Raw genomic sequence first — 19006 nt, forward strand, 5'->3', positions numbered from 1 at the left:
GTTGCGGGTACTGTTGATCAAGACCTCATCCCTGGGTGATGTGATTCATGCATTGCCGGCGCTGACCGATGCCGCGCGAGCGATCCCGGGGATCACGTTCGACTGGGTGGTGGAAGAAGGCTTCGCCGAGATTCCTTCCTGGCATCCGGCGGTAGGCAAGGTAATTCCAGTGGCGATCCGCCGCTGGCGCAAGAATATCTGGCAGACCATCAAGAGCGGCGAGTGGCGCCGCTTCAAGCAGAGTGTGCGTTCGACCAAGTACGACCTGGTGATCGATGCCCAGGGCCTGCTGAAAAGCGCCTGGCTGACCCGTTACGTGCGCGCCCCGGTGGCGGGGCTGGACAAGCACTCGGCCCGTGAGCCCCTGGCTTCGCGTTTCTACTCGCGACGCCTGGCGGTGGCCCGCGGGCAGCACGCCGTGGAGCGGGTGCGCCAGCTGTTCGCCGTGGCCCTGGGCTACGACCTGCCACAGGGCCTGGGCGACTACGGCCTGAATGTCGAAAAGCTGGTGGAGCTGCCGCGCAAGAATCCCTTCGTGCTGTTCCTGCACGGCACCACCTGGGACACCAAGCACTGGCCTGAGGCCTATTGGCGCGAGCTGACCGAGCGCATGGGCATGCTCGGGGTCGAGGTCAAGCTGCCCTGGGGCAATGCTGTCGAGAAGGCTCGGGCGGAGCGTATTGCCAGTGGCCTGAAAAACGCCACGGTACTGCCCAAGCTGAACCTGGCCGGGGTCGCCAAGGTGCTGGCCGATGCCCAGGCCTGTGTGGCCGTGGACACCGGGTTGGGCCACCTGGCCGCTGCCCTGGATGTGCCGACCATATCCTTGTTTGGCCCGACCAATCCGGGCCTGACCGGTGCCTATGGCAAGGTGCAGATTCACCTGGGGAGCAACTTCCCCTGTGCGCCGTGCCTGCAGAAGAAATGCACCTACCAGCCCACTGCTGTGGATCAGCAACGCTATGACATCAAGCGCGAGTGGCCATTGTGCTTCACGCGCCTTAACCCCGAGCGTGTCGCCAGCCGACTGAGCACCTTGTTACTGGCTGAGGAGCCGCGCTGATGCAATTGGCTTTTGTCCTTTATAAGTATTTTCCCTTTGGCGGCTTGCAGCGCGACTTCATGCGCATTGCCCTGGAGTGTCAGCGCCGCGGGCACCAGATCCGCGTCTACACCCTGATCTGGGAAGGTGATGTGCCTCCTGGCTTTGAAGTGCTGGTGGCGCCGGTCAAGGCGCTGTTCAATCATCGTCGCAACGAAAAGCTCAGCGCCTGGATGGCGGCCGACCTGGCCAAGCGTCCGGTGGATCGGCTGATCGGTTTCAACAAGATGCCGGGGCTGGACGTGTACTACGCCGCCGACGGCTGCTTCGAGGACAAGGCGCAGAATCTGCGGCACTCCCTGTACCGTCGCTGGGGCCGCTACCGGCATTTCGCCGAGTACGAGCGGGCGGTGTTCGCCAAGGATGCCAAGACCGAGATCCTGATGATCTCCGAGGTTCAGCAGCCGCTGTTCATCAAGCATTACGACACCCCGCTGGAGCGCTTTCACCTGCTGCCGCCGGGCATTGCCCAGGATCGCCGCGCACCGTCCAACGCGGCCGAGATCCGCGCCGATTTTCGTCGTGAGTTCGCCTTGAAGGACGACGAGCTGCTGCTGGTGCAGATTGGCTCCGGGTTCAAGACCAAGGGCGTGGACCGCAGCCTCAAGGCGCTGGCGGCCCTGCCTTCGGCGCTGAAAAAACGCACCCGACTGTTTGTAATCGGCCAGGACGACCCCAAGGTATTCCAGGTACAAAGTGCCGCATTGGGGCTCAGCGACCAGGTGCAGTTCATGAAGGGGCGCAGTGATATTCCGCGTTTCCTGCTGGGAGCCGACCTGCTGATTCATCCGGCCTACAACGAAAATACCGGCACCGTGCTGCTCGAAGCCCTGGTGGCTGGGCTGCCGGTGCTGGTGAGCGCGGTCTGCGGCTACGCCCATTACATCGCCGAGGCCGAATGCGGCCTGGTGCTGGATGAGCCGTTCGAGCAGGCGCAGCTCAATCAATACCTCACCACCTTGTTGACCGACGACGCTGCACGCGCGACCTGGAGCCGTAATGGCCTGGCGTTCGCCGAGACGGCCGACCTTTACAGCATGCCGCAGCACGCTGCGGATGTGATTCTGGCGGAGCAACACCGATGAAGTTGATGCTTGCCGAACCCTTCAAGAGCCTCTGGGCCGGACGCGATGCGTTCGACGCTGTCGAGGGCCTGAAGGGCCAGGTCTACCGTGAGCTGGAAGCGCGCCGTACCTTGCGTACGGAAGTCGACGGTCGCGGTTATTTCGTGAAGATCCATCGCGGCATTGGCTGGGGCGAGATCGTCAAGAACCTGATCACCGCCAAGCTGCCGGTGCTTGGCGCCGGTCAGGAATGGCGGGCGCTGGAGCGTCTGCATCAGGTGGGCGTGCCGACCATGACCGCCGTGGCCTACGGCGAGCGCGGCAGCAACCCGGCGGACCAGCACTCGTTCATCGTCACCGAGGAGCTGGCGCCCACCGTCAGCCTTGAAGACTTCAGCATCGACTGGGTCAAGCAGCCGCCTGCGCCGGCCCTCAAGCGCGCGCTGATCGCCGAAGTGGCGCGCATGACCGGCATGATGCACCGCGCCGGGGTCAACCACCGCGACTGCTACATCTGCCATTTCCTGTTGCACACCGATCGTCCCATCACGCCTGCGGAGCTGAAACTCTCGGTGATCGACCTGCATCGTGCCCAGACCCGGCCGAAGATCACCCTGCGCTGGCGCAACAAGGACCTGGCCGCCCTGTATTTCTCCGCCCTGGATATCGGCCTGACGCGCCGCGACAAGTTGCGCTTCCTCAAGGGCTATTTCCAGCAGCCGTTGCGGCAGATCCTGGCCGAAGAAGCGGCGCTGCTGTCCTGGCTCGAAGGCAAGGCGGAAAAACTCTACGCACGTAAGCAGCGGTACGGAGATGCACTCTGATGGCGAGTTGGAACCTGGACCCCGCTTATCAGGAGTTGACGCAAGATTTTGGCAGTCTGGACGCGGTATTTGCCCTGCAGGGCGAGCATCTGACCCGGGACCCTCTGTCGGAGGTTATTCGGGTCGAGCGCGGCGGCGTCAATTACTACGTCAAGCGCTATACCGGCGCCGGCAAGAACCTGCGGCGCTACCTGGGCAAGCCCCGGGTCAAGTTCGAATGGCAGAACCTCAAGCGCTTCGCCAAGTGGGGCATTCCCACTGCCGATGTGGTGGCCTGGGGCCTGGAGCGTCGCTGCCTGGCCTACTCCCGGGGCGCGATGATCACTCGCGAGCTGCCGCGGACCGAGGACCTGTCGGTGCTGGCCGAGCGCAACGATCCGCGGCTCAAGGATCGGCGCTGGGTCGATGGGGTGAGTCGTCAGTTGGCCGCTTATACCCGGGTCATGCATGACCATCGCTTTACCCACAATGATTTGAAGTGGCGCAACCTGCTGATCGACGATCAGGACCGGTTGTACCTGATCGACTGTCCGAACGGCGATTTCTGGCGTGGGTTCTGGCTCAAGTACCGGATCACCAAGGATCTGGCCTGCCTGGACAAGGTGGCCAAATATCATCTGTCGGCCACTCAGCGCCTGCGTTTCTATCTGCAGTATCGCCAGCGCGATCGCTTGAGTGCCGCCGACAAGGCGCGTATTCGCCACGTGGTGAGATTTTTCGAGGGGCGCGAATGACTGATTTCCTGGCGTCCGAGGAGCGTGCGCTACTGGAGCGTAACGGTCTCGGCACTTTTGACCAGTTGTGGGCTACGCAATTGGATGCGGTGGATGAGCCCAATACCAGTCGCGGCGGCAGCAGCAGCGTCTTTCGCCTGGATGTGGAAGGGCAGGGGTTCTATCTCAAGCGGCAGACCAACTACCAGACCCGGACCCTGCATCGGCCTTTCGGCGAACCGAGTTTCGCCCGGGAGTTTCGCAACATCCGGCGTTATCAGCAGTTGGGCATTCCCGCGCTGCAGGCGGTGTTCTTTGGCATGCGCAAGGTCAATGGCGAGTCTCGAGCCATACTCCTGACCCGGGCCCTGGATGGTTGGGACGATCTGGATGCGCTGCTGTCGCGTTGGGATGAGCTCAGTGAGCTTCAGCGCCAGGCGGTACTCAAGGCCTGTGGGCAATTGGCCCGGCAACTGCACAGCTTGCGTCAGGTCCATGGCTGCTTCTATCCCAAGCATATTTTCCTGCAAGGCCATGGCGAGGGTTACCGGGCGCAGTTGATCGACCTGGAGAAAACTCGGCCCTTGCTGTTCGGTCAGCGCGACCGGGTCAAGGATCTGGAACCTTTACTGCGCCGGGCTTCGGTGTGGAATGCCGACGAAGTGCGTGGCCTGTTGGCGGCCTATCTGGACCAGCCCCTGGACAGTTCCCTGGTGGGCGCCTGGGCCGCTCGTCTCAGTGCTCGCAGCAGTCATAAGGAATCTCGCTGATGCGTTTGTCCGAGCTGAAAAACAGCGGGCGCAGCCCGACCCTGCCCCTGAGCCTGGAGCTGGCGGACGCTGCCGGCCCGGCGCAGTTGCAGTTGCTGACCCTGTTGCGCGTGCTGCCGGGGCAGCGCTATGTCGGTGCCGGTGTCTGGCGTGGGCGTCCGGTGCTGGCCAAGTTGCTGGTGGGGCCCAAGGCAGCGCGGCATTTTCAGCGGGAATTGCAGGGTGTGCGCCTGCTGGCGGAGCAGGGGCTGACCACGCCGTTGCTGCTGGCGGACGGCTTGCAGGAAGGCGAGGGCGGCTGGTTGCTCTTCGAGTTCCTGGAAGGGGCGCAAAGCCTCGGCGACGCCTGGAAGCAGGTGGAAAAGCTGCCGGTGCTGGCCGATGAGCAGACCGCGGTGTTGGCTGAGGCCCTCGGGGCTATTGCCCAGTTGCACGCCAAGGGCCTGTGGCAGGAAGACCTGCACCTGGACAACCTGCTGCGCCATGACGGCAAGCTGCACCTGATCGATGGCGCGGGGATCTGTGTCGAAGAGGCTGGCAAGCCCCTGTCCCGGCAAAAGGTCCTGGAAAACCTGGGAGTGTTCTTCGCCCAGCTACCCAAGAGCCTGGAACCCTTCACTGAAGAGTTGCTGGTGCATTACCTGCTGAGCAATGCCGAGCACGCCTTGCCTCTGGAGGCCCTGGAGAAGCAGGTGAACAAGGTGCGTGGCTGGCGCCTGCGGGACTTTCTCAACAAGGTTGGCCGTGAGTGCACGCTGTTCAGCGTGCAGCGTGGACCTTTCGCCTTGCGTGCGATTCGCCGTGAGGAAGAGGCCGCGATGCTGCCAGTGTTGGCGCAGGCCGATGCCCTGTTGGATAAGGGGCATCTGTACAAGACCGGTGGCGCCGCCAGTGTCGGCCGGGTTGAGGCCGCGGGGCGGACCCTGGTGGTCAAGCGCTACAACATCAAGGGCTTGGCTCATTGGCTCAAGCGTTTCTGGCGCCCGAGCCGGGCCTGGCACTCCTGGCGTGAAGGCAATCGCCTGGAGTTCCTGGGGATTGCCACGCCCAGGCCCCTGGCGGTACTGGAGCAGCGTTTTCTCTGGTTGCGCCATCGCGCCTACCTGGTGACCGAGTACTTGCCTGGGCCTGACATCATTGAGCGTTTTGCGCCGTTCGTGGACAGTGGCGAGGCGCCTGAGTCGGAGTTGCTGGCGCTGGATCGGCTGTTTGCCCAGTTGATCAGGGAGCGCATCAGTCATGGCGACTTCAAGGGCCACAATCTGTTCTGGCAGGAAGATCGCTGGGCCCTGATCGATCTGGATTCCATGTGTCAGCACTCCAGTCAGAGCAGCTTTGCTCCGGCATTTGCCCGGGATCGCGCACGTTTCATGCGCAACTGGCCCGAAAGCAGCAATTTGTATCAAGTGATTGATCGGCGGCTGCCCAAGACCGTCCAGAGCGCCGAGGCCTGACCTGCGACCTATGGCCGCTGCAGCTGGCAGCGGCTGCGGGCCGTGGCGTATGCGGCGCCCGGGCTTGGCGCTTGCCGCTAGAGGCTTGCTCCTGCTTTTACGTTATAATCCCGCCCTTTCGTTGTTTCTCGCCCCTTTGCGAGCACACTTTATTTTCAAGGCGCACTGCGCCCGCATGCAGACTAAACGAGGCTAGACCCCTGTGGCATTGACGATTCTTGGCCTGTCCGGCGCCCTTAGCCATGATCCTTCAGCAGCCCTGTATATCGACGGCAAACTGATTGCCGCCGCTGAAGAAGAGCGTTTCGTGCGCGACAAGCATGCAAAGAACCGCATGCCCTACGAGTCGGCGAAGTTCTGCCTGGAACAGGCCGGGATCAAGCCTTCCGACGTTGACGTGGTAGCGATTCCGTTTGCCCCGATCAGCCTGTTCGGCAAGGCTCGCTGGCATTACGCCAAGCGCTACTGGTATGCCCCGGACCGCGCTCTGGACGCGATCCTGATGGGCAACCGTCGCTACAAGCGCTATCGCAAGAAGATCGTCTGGTGCCTGGAGCAACTGGGTTTTGACCCGAAAAAGGTCAAGATCGAGCCGGTGGAGCACCACCTGGCCCACGCCTCCAGTGCCTACCACTGCTCGGGCTTCAAGGAGAAGACCGCGATTCTCGGGATCGACGGCAAGGGCGAATACGCCACTACCTTCTTCGGCTACGGCGAAAACGGCAAGATCCACAAGATCAAGGAGTTCTTCGATCCGGACTCCCTGGGCGGCCTCTATGGCGCGATCACCGAGTTTCTCGGCTTCGAAATGCTCGACGGCGAGTTCAAGGTCATGGGCATGGCGCCTTATGGCGACGCCAGCAAGTACGATTTCTCGCGCCTGGCCAGCTTTGAAAACGGCGAACTGGTGATCAACACCGACTACGCCAACGTCATTGGCCTGCGTCGCTACAAAGAGAAGGGCAAGGGTTTCTACTTCTCGCCAAAACTCATCGAGTGGCTGGGTCCCAAGCGCGAAGGCGACATCGCCGACGAGCCTTACATCCACTACGCCGCGAGCATGCAGGCGCTGTTCGAGAAACTGGCCCTGCAGATGATCGACCACTACCTGGGCGACGTCCTCAAGGAAACCGGCAAGCTGGCTTTCGCCGGCGGCTGCGCGCTGAACGTCAAGCTGAACCAGAAGATCATTGCCCGTCCTGAAGTCAAAGAGCTGTTCGTGCAGCCGGCTTCCGGCGACGCCGGCACCGCCGTGGGCGCTGCTGCGTACGTTTCCCATGCCCGTGGGGTGCCGGTAGAGAAGATGGAGCACGTCTATCTCGGCCCGTCCTACAGCAACGAAGACGTGATCGCCGCCTGTGCCCGTCACCCGAACAAACCGGCCTGGCGGCAGATCGACAACACCCCGGAACGCATCGCCAAGATCATGGTCGATGGCAACCCGGTGGCCTGGTTCCAAGGCCGCATGGAGTTCGGTCCACGGGCCTTGGGCGGTCGTTCGATCATCGGTTGCCCGAGCGCCGTGGGCGTTGCCGACCGGATCAACGAGCAGATCAAGTTTCGCGAGCGCTGGAGGCCTTTCTGCCCGTCGATGCTCGACACCGTCGGTCCGCAGATGATCAAGGTCGACCACCCGGCGCCGTTCATGACCTTCACCTTCGAAGTGGCTGAAGAGTGGAAGACCCGGGTGCCGGAAGTGGTTCACGAAGACGGTACATCCCGGGCCCAGGTGCTCAAGCGCGAATACAACCCGCGCTACTACGACATGATGAAGGCCCTGGAAGTCCTGACCGGTAACGGCGTGTCGCTGAACACCTCGTTGAACCGCCGGGGCGAGCCGATGATCTGCTCGCCGACCGACGCCCTGAACATGTTCTACGGTTCCGATCTGCAGTACCTGATCATGGAAGACATTCTGGTGGTCAAAGACGGCGTGGACCCTTATGACACGCTCGGCTGAACGCCATGTGCTACAGTTTTGCCACGGCTATGACGGGCCGTTCCTGGACTGCGCCCGGCAATACGCCAACTTGTTCGCGGGCAGCGGCTATCGGGTGACCACGGTGTTTCTCACCGGGGCCGCCGATGCCGAAGTGGCTGCCGGTTGTGCGTCCGATGAAGTGCTGTTCATGGAATACAGCTCCAAGGCCATTCGTGGCCTCAAGCTGGGTGCCATTCGTGACCTGCGCAAGATTGCCGCCTCGCGCAATTTCAGCTTTTGCATCGCTCACCGCTTCAAGCCGATCTACATCGCTTTGTTGGGCACCCGCTTGCCGGTAGTGGGTGTCCATCACGCCTTTTCCGACTACAAGCGTCGTAGCCGGCAGATCTTCGCTGGACTGTTTCGCAAGCGCCTGAGCCTGTTGGGGGTCTCTGATGCGGTGCGCGACGACATGCGTGCCTGCCTGCCCAAATGGCCTGCGGCGCGTATCCAGACCCTGTACAACCGCATCGACCTGGAAGCCTTGCAGGCCAGCCAGCTGGACGCAGCCCAGGCCCGCAGCGAGCTGGGCCTGTCCGCGGATGCCTGGATTGTCGGCAACGTCGGACGCCTGCACCCGGACAAGGATCAGGCCACTTTGCTGCGGGGCTTTGCCGCCGCCGTGCCGCAATTGCCGCAGCAGAGTCAACTGGCGATCCTGGGGACCGGGCGCCTGGAGAAGGATCTGAAATCCCTGGCCCGTGAACTGGGCGTGGCTGATCGCGTGCTGTTCCTCGGTCAGGTGCCGGACGCTCGGCGCTATTTCCGTGCGTTCGACGTATTTGCCTTGAGCTCCGATCACGAACCCTTTGGCATGGTCCTGCTGGAAGCCATGGCGGCCGGTGTGCCCTTGCTGGCCACCGCCTGCGGCGGTGCAAAGGAAGTGGTAGAGGGTGTGGGCATTCTGTTCCCCCTGGGAGACGCCGAGCACATGGCTCAAGGCCTGCAGCACCTGGCCGCGATGGATGACCATCAGCGCCGGGTCTGTGCCGAGTTGATGCTCGATCGCTTGCGCGAGCGTTTCTCCGACCGTGCTGTACGGGACGTATTCTGGCGTTTGCCGCAAGTCACCGATCTGACCGCGAGGGGCTGATGCTCAATCGATTTCAAGGCTGGCGCGAACGTGGCTGGTCAGTCATTGACGCGTCGACCTATGCCGATGCCTGGCAGCGCTTTGGTGGCAGTGTGGCGACCCATCCGTTGGTGGTGGAGCAACTGGCGGACCTGGCGCAGATTCCCGTGCGTTATCTGGCCTGGGAACAGGACGGCCATCTGCAGGCGGCCATTGCCACCTGGGGGCGGGACCTGGCGCTGTCCAAGGACGTGCTCAAGCGAGCCGGCAAGAAGGGCCTGTTTGATATCGGCAATGCCGAGTTGATCCTTCCGGCAGCGGCCGATGCTCAGGTGCCACTGCGTCATCGTGGGCGCTACCTGTCTGCGCTTAACGAAGGGCGCTTCAGCACCCTCAAGCCTCAGGCCGAACAATTGGCCATGGCCCGTACCCCCGAAGAGTTGTCGAAGAAGTTTCGCTACAACCAGCGCCGTGAACTGCGTCTGCTGGAGGAGGCGGGCGGGGTGGTGCGTGCGGTCAGTGATTTCACCAGCGCTGAACTGGCGGCCATCTACTGTGACCTGTTCCAGCGCCGCTGGGGCTTTGCGGCCACTGGCGCCGAGCGCATGGCCGAGGTGTTGGAACGCTTGCGCGAGCTGCTGATCGGCTCGGTGATTTTCCTCAACGATGCGCCGATTGCCGTGCAGTTGATCTACCGGGTCGAAGCGCCGCAGTGGATCAGCGTGGAGTATGTAAACGGTGGTGTTGACCCACAGACGCGTGAGTTCAGTCCGGGGAGCGTGCTGAGCTTCCTCAACACCCAGAGTGCCTGGGAACAGGCTCGGGCCCTGGACAAACCGCTGCGTTTTTCCTTTGGCCGCGCCGACCGTGAGTACAAGGACCGTTGGTGCAATCCGGTGCCGGTTTTTCAGGTGTGAGGCCGTCCATGAGTCGCAAACAGCAACTGCTCAAGCGCCACCGGCGCAATAAACGAATCGCCCTGTTGGTGGGGCTGGTGCTGTTGCTGCTGATTGGCGTGCTGGTGGCCTGGTGGTTGCCGCTGCTGTTGGCCGTTCTTGGCTGGCTGGCCCATGAAGCCTGGTTTGCCGATCACCTGTTCTACTCGCCCAAGGACGACTACTGCTATGACTTTGGCAGCGATGTTCGGCAGCTCGCAGTGCGCCTGGAGGCGGGGCGCCTGCTGCTGGACTCGGTGCCGGAACTGGCGGCGGACGAGACACTGATTCTTGGGGTGCAGGTCAAGAGTTCCTGGATCGGACGTTTTCTCGATCCGGCCATTGAGGTGCTGGGCGGCCCGACGCTCGACCGCCAGGCGTTCGAGCGGGGCGTCGATGGCCTGCGTTATCTCAACCTTAGCGGCCTGACTGGCCCGCTGCTCGGCGGCGAGCTGCAACTGCGTGGGCGATTCTGTCGGATTCAGGTCCAGCCGCAGTTGATGGCCTGGCGCGACCCCGACTACCGACGCCAGCGAGTGATGGTGATTGCGCCCCATGCCGACGATGCTGAACTGGCAGCCTTTGGCTTGTACAGCCAGGCCGACGAAGCCTGGATCGTGACCCTGACAGCGGGGGAAATCGAGGCTGAGCATTATCAGGCCATGGGTATGAACGCTGCCGAGGCAGCGCGAATCAAGGGCCGTTTGCGAGCCTGGGACAGTATCGCGGTGCCGCGTTGGGCGGGAGTGCCTGAAGCGCACTGCGTACAGCTGGGGTACTTCTGTCTGCAACTGCCTGCCATGCAGGCCGCGCCGCAACAGCCGGTGGCCTCGCGTGAGGCGCAGTTGAGCGATATCCGCCTGTTCCGCCAGTTCAATCCGTTCCCGCTACCAGCCGATCGGGATGGGCTGCCGACCTGGGACAACCTGTTGGCTGATCTGCGCGAGCTGCTGCTCAAGGCGCGGCCCGAAGTGCTGGTGCTGCCCCATCCGTCACTGGACCCTCATCCTGACCATATCTGTGCCCAGGCGGCGGTGATGCAGGCGCTGGAGGGGTTGGACTGGCAGCCGACCACCGTGCTTGGCTATGCCAATCACCTGCATGACAACGACCGCTGGCCAATGGGTGATTCGGGGGCGGGCATTGCTTTGCCGCCGGTGTTCGATTCGACGACAGAGTTGCGTCCCTGGTGTTTGCCACTGTCCCAGGTAGAGCAATATGACAAGGCCATGGCCTTGGGCATGATGCATGACCTGCAGCCGAGAATGCCGTTCAAGCGGCGTCTGCGCAGGTCGATACAATGGCTTCTGGCTAGTAGAGTGCCTTCGACCCTGGGAGAGAATGAGTTCTTTCGCAAGGCAGTGCGGCGGCATGAACTGTTCTGGCTGTTGCGGCAGCGATAAAACCGGCATAAACACAGGAATCTGTTGTGCCCCTAACCTGACAGCGAGTCTTTTGTGATCAATCCACGCCCGCGAATCCTGTTTCTCATGCCCTATTTCGGGCGCTGGCCATTCTGGCTGCCGTTTTTTCTCGAAAGCTGCCGACGCAATCCGGACATCGACTGGTTGTTTTTCAGCGATTGTGGGATTCCGGAGAATCTGCCGCCGAACGTCCAGTTTGAAAGCATCAGCTTTGCTGATTATTGCGCCTTGGTGTCGCAGCGCCTGAACATCGATTTTGCGCCCAATGCAGCTTACAAGCTCTGTGATATCAGGCCTGCAATGGGTTATATCCATATTGATCGGCTGCAGGGCTACGACTTTTGGGCTTTCGGCGATATCGATCTGGTCTACGGTGACCTGCGGGCCTACTTCACCGCAGATCGTTTGGCGAAGTATGACCTGTTCTCCACCCACGAGCGTCGCGTCGCTGGGCACTTGTGCCTGATACGCAACAGCGCCCGCCAGCTTGAATTGTTCAGGCAGATCAAGGATTGGCAGACGCGCTTTACCGACCAGCAGCATCATGCACTGGATGAAGGGGCGTTCAGTCGAATTTTTCTCTGGCGCAAGAATTTCCCGAAGCCGCTGTTCAAGCTGGTGGGCAAGTTCAATCCATGGCGTCGTCGCAGCGAGTTCACTGAGGCGTTCAGCACGCCGGGCGGAGTGATCGACTGGCATGACGGCAGTCGTGATTTTCCAACGCGCTGGTACTGGAAGGAGGGGCATCTGACCAATGACCGCGACGGCGACCGCAGTTTTCCGTATTTCCACTTTGTGTGTTGGAAGCGCAATGAGTGGTCGGATTTGCCTGAGCAGGATGCCAAGGTGGTCCAGGCCCTGGCCAGCGAGTCTTCCTGGGTCATCGATGCCACAGGCTTCCACCGGGGAGAGTTATGAGTCAGCGCTTCAAGGTCCTGCAATTGCAGCCGGACTACAACGTCAAATCCCACGACTTCGCCGACCTGGCGGAGCAGATCGTCAAGGCCTTGCCGGCTGACCGGTACGAGATGACGGCGGCCTTCCTGCGTGGGCGACCCGGGCCGGCTGATCCGGTCAGCCGGGCCGATCATTCGGTGTATTTCGAGTTTTCCGACAAGGCCCTGAAAGGCATGCGTCTGCGGGCCATGTGGCGGTTGTATCAATTCTGCCGCAAGGAAAAGTTCGATGTGGTGATCTGCAATCGCTTCAAGCCGGTGAACATGATGCTGACCCTCAACCGTTGGTTGAAGGTCCCCCTGTGCATTGGCATCTCCCATGGTTTCGGTGAGTACGACCGGCTTTACCGGCGGCGCCAGACCCAGCGCCTGATCGACCGGCACTGGCGTTTTGTCGGTGTATCGCCCGCGGTCAAGCAGTACCTGCTGGATTGCCGGTGCGGTTTCACCGACCAGAACACCTGGGCGATCACCAACGCCATCGATATCGAACAGGCCGAAGCCTTGCAGCACTCCCGCGAGCGCTCTCGTGAGTTGTTGGGGCTGGACCCTTCCGTGCGCCTGATCGGTGCTCTGGGGCGCCTGGTGCCGGTCAAGGGCCACACTTACCTGCTGCAGGCATTTGCTCAGCTCAAGGACAAGTACCCACAGACTCAGTTGGCGATCATTGGCGCCGGGCGCGAAGAGGCCAATCTGCGCGCCGAGATCGAGCGTCTGGGCCTGCAGGGCCGGGCCCACCTGCTGGGCTTCAAGGAGAACGCACTGCAGTATGTGCGTGCCTTCGATATCTGGACCATGCCGTCATTGGCCGAAGGCTTGGGCCTGGCGTTGCTGGAAGGCATGAGCGGGCAGTTGCCGGTGATCGCTTCCAATGTACCGGCCATGCTGCCGCTGATTGAAGGGGCCGGTGGCCTGGCGGTTGAGCCGGCCAATGTGCCGGCGCTGACGGCGGCACTGGACAATTACCTGGGGCTCTCCGATGAGGCGTTGGCCGACAAGGGCCAGCAAGCGTATCGCTATCTACAAAAAGAACATGATATCGAGGTGTTCCGCGAGGAATACCGGCAATTGATCGACTCGGGATTGAGTCAGGCGGGCAAGAGGCAGCAATGACAGACCAGCAACCTGTGGTGACGGTAATCATCGCCTCCTACAACCACGCACCCTATATCGAGCAGAGCATTCTCAGCGTGCTCAACCAGACCTATTCGAACATCGAACTGCTGGTGGTGGATGACGGTTCCAGCGATGACAGCGTCGAGCGCATCCGGCGTTTGCAGGCTTTGCATGGTTTCGACTTCCGCGTCCAGCAGAATCAGGGGCTGACCAATACCCTCAATGGCGCCATCGCTCGGGCCAAGGGCAGCCTGATCGTGCCCTTCGGTTCCGACGACATTATGCTGCCCGAACGTATCGCGACTCAGGTGGCCTACCTGGACGGCAAGCCGGAGGTCGGGATCTGCGCCGGCAATATCGAGTTGATCGACAGCGATGGCAACCCGTTTCCCGAAAATCGCCAGCGCCGTGATGTACCGTTCCGGCGTCTGGATTTCGATGACATGTTCCTTGAGCGCAAGCCTTACCCGCCTGCGCCGACGTTGATGATTCGCCGCGAGGCACTGGAGAAGGTCGGTGGTTTCGACCCGAATATCCGCCTTGAGGACTTGCTGATCGAGCTGAAGATCACCCATGCGGGCTACTTTATCGACGGCTTGAACGTAGTGATGGCGCGTTATCGCAAGCACGCCACCAACTCCTACAAGAACAACCGCTTCATGATCGACAACATCCTGCGCACCTACGCTCTGTTCAGTGAGCATCCGCTGTACGAGGAGGTTCGCTACAAGTTCCTCAGTTCGATGTTCCTCAAGGTGTCCAATCGCGATCGGAAACTGGCTCGCGAATTGTTGGCACAGATTCCGTTCAAGGCCTGGAACAAGAAAACCTGGCGTGGGCTGGGCCGCTTGTATTTTTCGCCGCTGGAAAAAGACTGAAAGGGGCGCCGGAGCATGGGCTGGATTCAACGCTTTCTTGAAAAGCGCGCCAAGCGTGCGATCCGCAAACTGCCGAAAATCGAACGCGGCGTGGTGCGCTTCCAACAGCGTTATCCGGGGTACAGCATTGGCCGCGGCAGTTATGGCTTGCCTGAGGTGCATGACTGGCAGGAAGGTTCGACCCTGAGCATCGGTGCTTACTGCTCGATCGCCGAAGGCGTGCAGATTTTTCTTGGTGGTCACCACCGTGCGGATTGGGTCAGCACCTACCCCTTTCCCGCAATGCTGCCCCAGGCCGCGCATATCAGCGGTTACGCCGGCACCAATGGCGATGTGCGGGTGGGCAGTGATGTATGGCTGTGCTCCAACAGCACACTGTTGTCCGGTGTGACCATCGGCCATGGCGCGATTGTCGCGGCGGGGGCTCTGGTCACCAAGGATGTGGAGCCCTATGCGGTGGTCGGTGGCAATCCGGCGCGTTTCCTGCGGTGGCGCTTCCCCGAAGAACAGCGCCAGCAGTTGTTGCAGAGTGCCTGGTGGGACTGGCCGGAAGCCGAGTTGCACGGGCTTGCCGACAAGCTGTGCAGTGATGATATCGAAGGCTTCCTGGCTTATGCCCGGCAGCGTCAGGCCTGACGTTCAGCGGCTCAATTCCCTGTGACCTGATTCCCCGACAGCCTTGTGCGACTGTCAGGGTGCAGATGTGGGTGCAGGGTTTCAGTGAGCGCCTTGGCGCTCGTCGCTCGCAGGCAGTTGCTTCAGCAGGCCGGTTGCACGGGACATCGAGGTAGGCAGCGCATACCCCGCCTGTAGTGCATTCAGGTGCTCCTGGAACAGCCAGTTACTGTCTTCGCTATAGCGCTGCATGTGCCGCAGATTGCGCTGGCGCAGTGAAGTTCTCAGCGAGGAGGGGTAGACCCGCAGATCGGCAAGATCGATCAGGCCGAATTCGCCGTTCTCCAGGACCAGCACATTGGCCAGGTGAAGCGAGCGAAAGTACACCCCCTGTTCATGCAGTCGAGCCATGAACGTACCGAAGTCCTTGATCAGTTGGGCACGCTCTTCTGCCGAGCCTGCCAATTGCAGGCGCTGGCGTAGGGTCTGCCCAGGCAGTGGCTGGTAGCGCACGGCGTTGCTGCCGTCGGCAAGTCGGTACAGGCCCAGGATGACCGGGGTGGTAATGCCCAGATCACGCAGTTGCTCGCTGTTTGCGGCAAAGCGCTCGGAGTAGGGGTTGAACCCTCCCGAGGTGTACCAGCGACGAGGGCGGAACAGCTTGAAGAAACTGCCATCCTCCAGACGCAGGACCTTGGGCCCCAGGCCATCGGCTTCGATGACCTGGGCATTGGCGAGCAGTTGTTCGGCTGCGGCCGGGGTCAGCGAGGCTACCTGCAGGGGCGGCGAACGTCTGGCGCGCTGGTGAATGCACAGGGCGGCGATCATGGCCAGGGGGATCCACAGCAGGAACCAGTGCTCCTTTGGACGCGAAAGAATCCCGCCGCCTTCTGTCAGGCCGGCGCCAATGCCAAAGACCAACCAGCTGGAAGCCAGGATCAGCAAGGGTGTGGTGCGAAGCTGCCAGCTCTTGAGCAGGGCCCAGACCTGCATGAACAGCCACGGCAGCAGGCCGAAGATGCCCACATAGTAGAGAACCCCCAGGGCGAAGTTGTGTGGCTCTTCCAGGAGGAAGCCGATACCCGGGTCCAGGGACAGGCTGGCGTTATAGCCATGACCGATCCAGGGATGATTGACGATCTGCTCCAGCGCCAGGCGCCAGAGGTCGAAGCGTGAAGAGCTGCCACGCTCCAGAAGCATCTGCGAGAACAGGAGCAGGACCGCCGCGCCGCCTACTGCCATGCCCGCAAGCAACATCAACGAGCGGCGGTTCCAGCTGATGAGGCTCAGCCAGAGAGCGGCCAGGGTCAGCGCCACCAAGGGCGTCCTGGAGCCGGTGGCAATCAGTGCGGCAAACATGATGGCCATTGCCGGAATGCTCAGCCAGAGCATCTGGTAGCGGCGACAGGTCATGCTCAGGCTCAGCCAGTAGACGCAGAAGAAACCGAAGACGTGGGAGCTCAGCAGCGGATTGTCAAAGGCTCCGGCACCCACCATGCGCAGATCGGGGGTGTGGTAGCGAACGAAGACGTACAGATTGAAGATCGAGGCGAGCAGGGCAACGATCGCCGCGCAGAAGATCAGTGGCTGCACTATGTCATTGCGATAGCGCACCAGCAGGGTACAGCCGGCGAACAGCATCAGCGTATGCAAAGGGGTCTTGATCTCTCCCATCACGCTGTCGACAGCCGGGCTCCAGGCCAGACTGACGATGGCCCAGGTACAGAACAGCAGCATGGCGATGAAGATAGGTTCGCGCAGCAGTCCTTTCAGTTCGCTGGGGCGTGCACACAGGGCAATCAGCGTCGGGATGCTGAACAGGCCGTAGTACAGCTTGTGCAACTGACTGCGGCCGGGGAGGAAAAACAGCGCGCATAGCAGCAATAGATACCCTAGCGGCAGAATCCACAGGCAAATGAAATCGAATACTCGATTCGACGTGTTGCGAAGAGCGTTGGGTTGCATGCTTAGACGTTCATCCCGGAAGTTAAGCCGGCAATCATAGCGATTAATACCGAGTGGTGTCGTTGGTCAGCTGAACAATCTCGGTCCCTTGGGAGTGCCGGTACCTCGAACAAGCTGTGCTAAAGTCAGCCTCCTTTTTGACGACATTCCCGTGATATGACCGACTCCAGTCCCAGCGCAAGCCCTTCGAGCTTGAAAATCTACTTCCGTCTGCTTGGCTATGTGCGGCCCTATATTGGTCTGTTTCTCATCAGCATCGTCGGGTTCCTGATCTTCGCTTCGACCCAGCCCATGCTCGGCTACATCCTCAAGTATTTCGTCGATGGCCTGTCCAATCCCGAGGCTGCGCTGTTTCCCACTGTGCCCTACCTGCGAGACATGCGGCTGCTGCAGGCGGTGCCACTGTTGATCGTGCTGATCGCTGCCTGGCAGGGCCTGGGTTCCTACCTGGGCAACTACTTCCTGGCCAAGGTTTCCCTGGGCTTGGTGCATGACCTGCGGGTGCAGTTGTTCAACAACCTGTTGACCTTGCCCAACCGCTACTTCGACAAGCACAACTCGGGACACCTGATCTCGCGCATCACGTTCAACGTGACCATGGTGACGGGGGCCGCGACCGATGCGATCAAGGTGGTGATCCGCGAAGGCATGACGGTGATCTTCCTGTTTGCCTCGTTGTTGTGGATGAACTGGCGCCTGACCCTGGTGATGATTGCCATCCTGCCGCTGATTGCGATCATGGTGCGTACCGCCAGCAAGAAATTCCGCAAGCAAAGCAAGAAGATCCAGGTGGCCATGGGCGACGTGACTCACGTTGCCTCGGAAACCATCCAGGGCTATCGCGTGGTGCGCAGCTTTGGCGGCGAGACCTATGAGCAGCAGCGCTTTCTAGCGGCCAGCCAGGGCAACACCGACAAGCAACTGCGCATGACCCGCACCGGCGCGATCTACACGCCGCTGCTGCAACTGGTGATCTACAGCGCCATGGCGGTGCTGATGTTCCTGGTCCTGTACCTGCGTGGCGATGCGTCGGCGGGGGAAATGGTGGCCTACATCACCATGGCCGGGTTGCTGCCCAAGCCCATTCGTCAGCTGTCGGAAGTCAGCTCCACCATCCAGAAAGGCGTGGCCGGCGCGGAAAGCATCTTCGAACAGTTGGACGTCGAGCCCGAGGTCGATCATGGCACGGTGGAACACGCCAGCATCAGCGGACACCTGGAAGTGCGTAACCTGAGCTTCACCTATCCAGGTACCGAGCGTCAGGTGCTGGACGACATCAGCTTCAGCGTCGAGCCCGGAAAAATGGTCGCCCTGGTGGGGCGTTCCGGCAGCGGCAAGTCGACCCTGGCCAACCTGATCCCGCGCTTCTATCACCATGACAAGGGCCAGATCCTTCTGGACGGCACCGAGGTTGAAGATTACCGCCTGCTGAACCTGCGTCGGCATATCGCCCAGGTTACCCAGCACGTCACCCTGTTCAGCGACACCGTGGCCAACAACATTGCCTATGGCGACCTGGCCGGGGCACCGCGGGCTGACATCGAAAAGGCCGCGGCCGACGCCTACGCCATGGACTTCATCGCCCAGTTGCCAGAAGGCCTCGACACTCAGGTGGGGGAGAACGGCGTGCTGCTTTCGGGTGGCCAGCGTCAGCGCCTGGCGATTGCCAGGGCCTTGCTGAAGAACGCTCCGCTGCTGATTCTCGACGAGGCCACCTCGGCCCTGGACACCGAGTCCGAGCGGCATATCCAGGCTGCCCTGGACAAGGTCATGAAGGGACGTACCACCCTGGTGATTGCGCACCGTCTGTCCACTATCGAGAAGGCGGACATGATCCTGGTCATGGATCAGGGACGGATTGTCGAGCGCGGCACTCATGCCCAGTTGCTGGCCCAGAATGGCTACTACTCGCGGTTGCATGCCATGGGGCTGGAAGAGCCCGCACCCACCGGGATCGCCTGAGTCTTTCCGGGGAGCGAGCCCGCTCGTTCCCCGGAGCCTCCAGGGTGTGCAAGGCACCTTGGCATCATTTGTATGGCCCGTCTTACAGTCTTGACCAAGGCTAAATAATTCTGCGTTTCACGCTTGTTATGGTTCCCGCCTGAATCTTCGAATGGATCGAGAGGGCCATCCTTCT

16 protein-coding genes are annotated in these 19006 nt (G+C 61.4%); 15 read left to right on the forward strand and 1 reads right to left on the reverse strand.

Features of this window, described 5'->3' with window-relative positions:
• The first annotated feature begins 1 nt into the window (after position 1).
• The 14 genes from waaC (at position 2) to J5M73_RS14505 (ending at position 14925) form a co-directional block, all read left to right on the forward strand.
• The gene (gene waaC, locus J5M73_RS14440; protein WP_102862862.1) at positions 2-1063 is read left to right on the forward strand and encodes a lipopolysaccharide heptosyltransferase I; all 1062 of its coding nucleotides are present in this window, start codon (positions 2-4) and stop codon (positions 1061-1063) included.
• Complete coding sequence (locus J5M73_RS14445) at positions 1063-2187, forward strand: glycosyltransferase family 4 protein (RefSeq protein ID WP_102862863.1); 1125 nt, start codon at positions 1063-1065, stop codon at positions 2185-2187. The genes waaC and J5M73_RS14445 overlap by 1 nt, the downstream gene beginning before the upstream one ends.
• A complete protein-coding gene (gene rfaP, locus J5M73_RS14450) occupies positions 2184-2990 on the forward strand; it encodes a lipopolysaccharide core heptose(I) kinase RfaP (protein WP_102862864.1) in 807 nt (268 codons plus the stop codon). Before J5M73_RS14445 ends, rfaP begins: the two co-directional genes overlap by 4 nt.
• Positions 2990-3724, forward strand: a complete 735-nt coding sequence (locus J5M73_RS14455) for a lipopolysaccharide kinase InaA family protein (RefSeq protein WP_102862865.1) — start codon at positions 2990-2992, stop codon at positions 3722-3724. The genes rfaP and J5M73_RS14455 overlap by 1 nt, the downstream gene beginning before the upstream one ends.
• Positions 3721-4473, forward strand: a complete 753-nt coding sequence (locus J5M73_RS14460; RefSeq protein ID WP_102862866.1) for a lipopolysaccharide kinase InaA family protein — start codon at positions 3721-3723, stop codon at positions 4471-4473. The genes J5M73_RS14455 and J5M73_RS14460 overlap by 4 nt, the downstream gene beginning before the upstream one ends.
• Positions 4473-5927, forward strand: coding sequence for a lipopolysaccharide kinase InaA family protein (locus tag J5M73_RS14465; protein WP_102862867.1), 1455 nt, complete (start codon positions 4473-4475; stop codon positions 5925-5927). The genes J5M73_RS14460 and J5M73_RS14465 overlap by 1 nt, the downstream gene beginning before the upstream one ends.
• A gap of 202 nt (positions 5928-6129) precedes the next feature.
• Positions 6130-7887 carry a carbamoyltransferase gene (locus J5M73_RS14470; protein WP_102862868.1) on the forward strand — a complete coding sequence of 586 codons (1758 nt, stop codon included), beginning with the start codon at positions 6130-6132 and terminating at the stop codon, positions 7885-7887.
• Positions 7871-9001, forward strand: coding sequence for a glycosyltransferase (locus J5M73_RS14475; protein ID WP_102862869.1), 1131 nt, complete (start codon positions 7871-7873; stop codon positions 8999-9001). The genes J5M73_RS14470 and J5M73_RS14475 overlap by 17 nt, the downstream gene beginning before the upstream one ends.
• Positions 9001-9897 (forward strand): antimicrobial resistance protein Mig-14, encoded by an 897-nt coding sequence (locus J5M73_RS14480; RefSeq protein WP_102862870.1) that lies wholly within the window; start codon positions 9001-9003, stop codon positions 9895-9897. Before J5M73_RS14475 ends, J5M73_RS14480 begins: the two co-directional genes overlap by 1 nt.
• Positions 9898-9905: 8 nt before the next feature.
• The gene (locus J5M73_RS14485; RefSeq protein WP_102862871.1) at positions 9906-11318 is read left to right on the forward strand and encodes a PIG-L family deacetylase; all 1413 of its coding nucleotides are present in this window, start codon (positions 9906-9908) and stop codon (positions 11316-11318) included.
• A gap of 54 nt (positions 11319-11372) precedes the next feature.
• A complete protein-coding gene (locus J5M73_RS14490) occupies positions 11373-12257 on the forward strand; it encodes a DUF6625 family protein (protein WP_102862872.1) in 885 nt (294 codons plus the stop codon).
• Positions 12254-13408 (forward strand): glycosyltransferase, encoded by a 1155-nt coding sequence (locus tag J5M73_RS14495; protein ID WP_102862873.1) that lies wholly within the window; start codon positions 12254-12256, stop codon positions 13406-13408. The genes J5M73_RS14490 and J5M73_RS14495 overlap by 4 nt, the downstream gene beginning before the upstream one ends.
• Entirely contained in the window at positions 13405-14289 is an 885-nt protein-coding gene (locus J5M73_RS14500) for a glycosyltransferase (protein ID WP_102862874.1), read from the forward strand. The genes J5M73_RS14495 and J5M73_RS14500 overlap by 4 nt, the downstream gene beginning before the upstream one ends.
• Before the next feature lie 15 nt (positions 14290-14304).
• On the forward strand, positions 14305-14925 hold the full coding sequence (locus J5M73_RS14505) for a CatB-related O-acetyltransferase (protein WP_102862875.1): 621 nt from the start codon (positions 14305-14307) through the stop codon (positions 14923-14925).
• Between the two features lie 81 nt (positions 14926-15006).
• Here J5M73_RS14505 and J5M73_RS14510 read toward each other — a convergent pair whose 3' ends face one another.
• A complete protein-coding gene (locus J5M73_RS14510) occupies positions 15007-16869 on the reverse strand; it encodes an O-antigen ligase family protein (protein WP_102862876.1) in 1863 nt (620 codons plus the stop codon).
• A 156-nt stretch (positions 16870-17025) separates the two neighbouring features.
• Here J5M73_RS14510 and msbA point away from each other — a divergent pair, with 156 nt between their 5' ends.
• Positions 17026-18831: a lipid A export permease/ATP-binding protein MsbA gene (gene msbA, locus J5M73_RS14515; RefSeq protein WP_102862877.1), complete on the forward strand. Its 1806-nt coding sequence runs from the start codon at positions 17026-17028 to the stop codon at positions 18829-18831.
• Positions 18832-19006: the final 175 nt, after the last annotated feature.

The sequence above is a fragment of the Pseudomonas sp. 50_B genome (assembly GCF_017491625.1).
Classification (GTDB): Bacteria; Pseudomonadota; Gammaproteobacteria; order Pseudomonadales; family Pseudomonadaceae; genus Aquipseudomonas; species Aquipseudomonas danubii.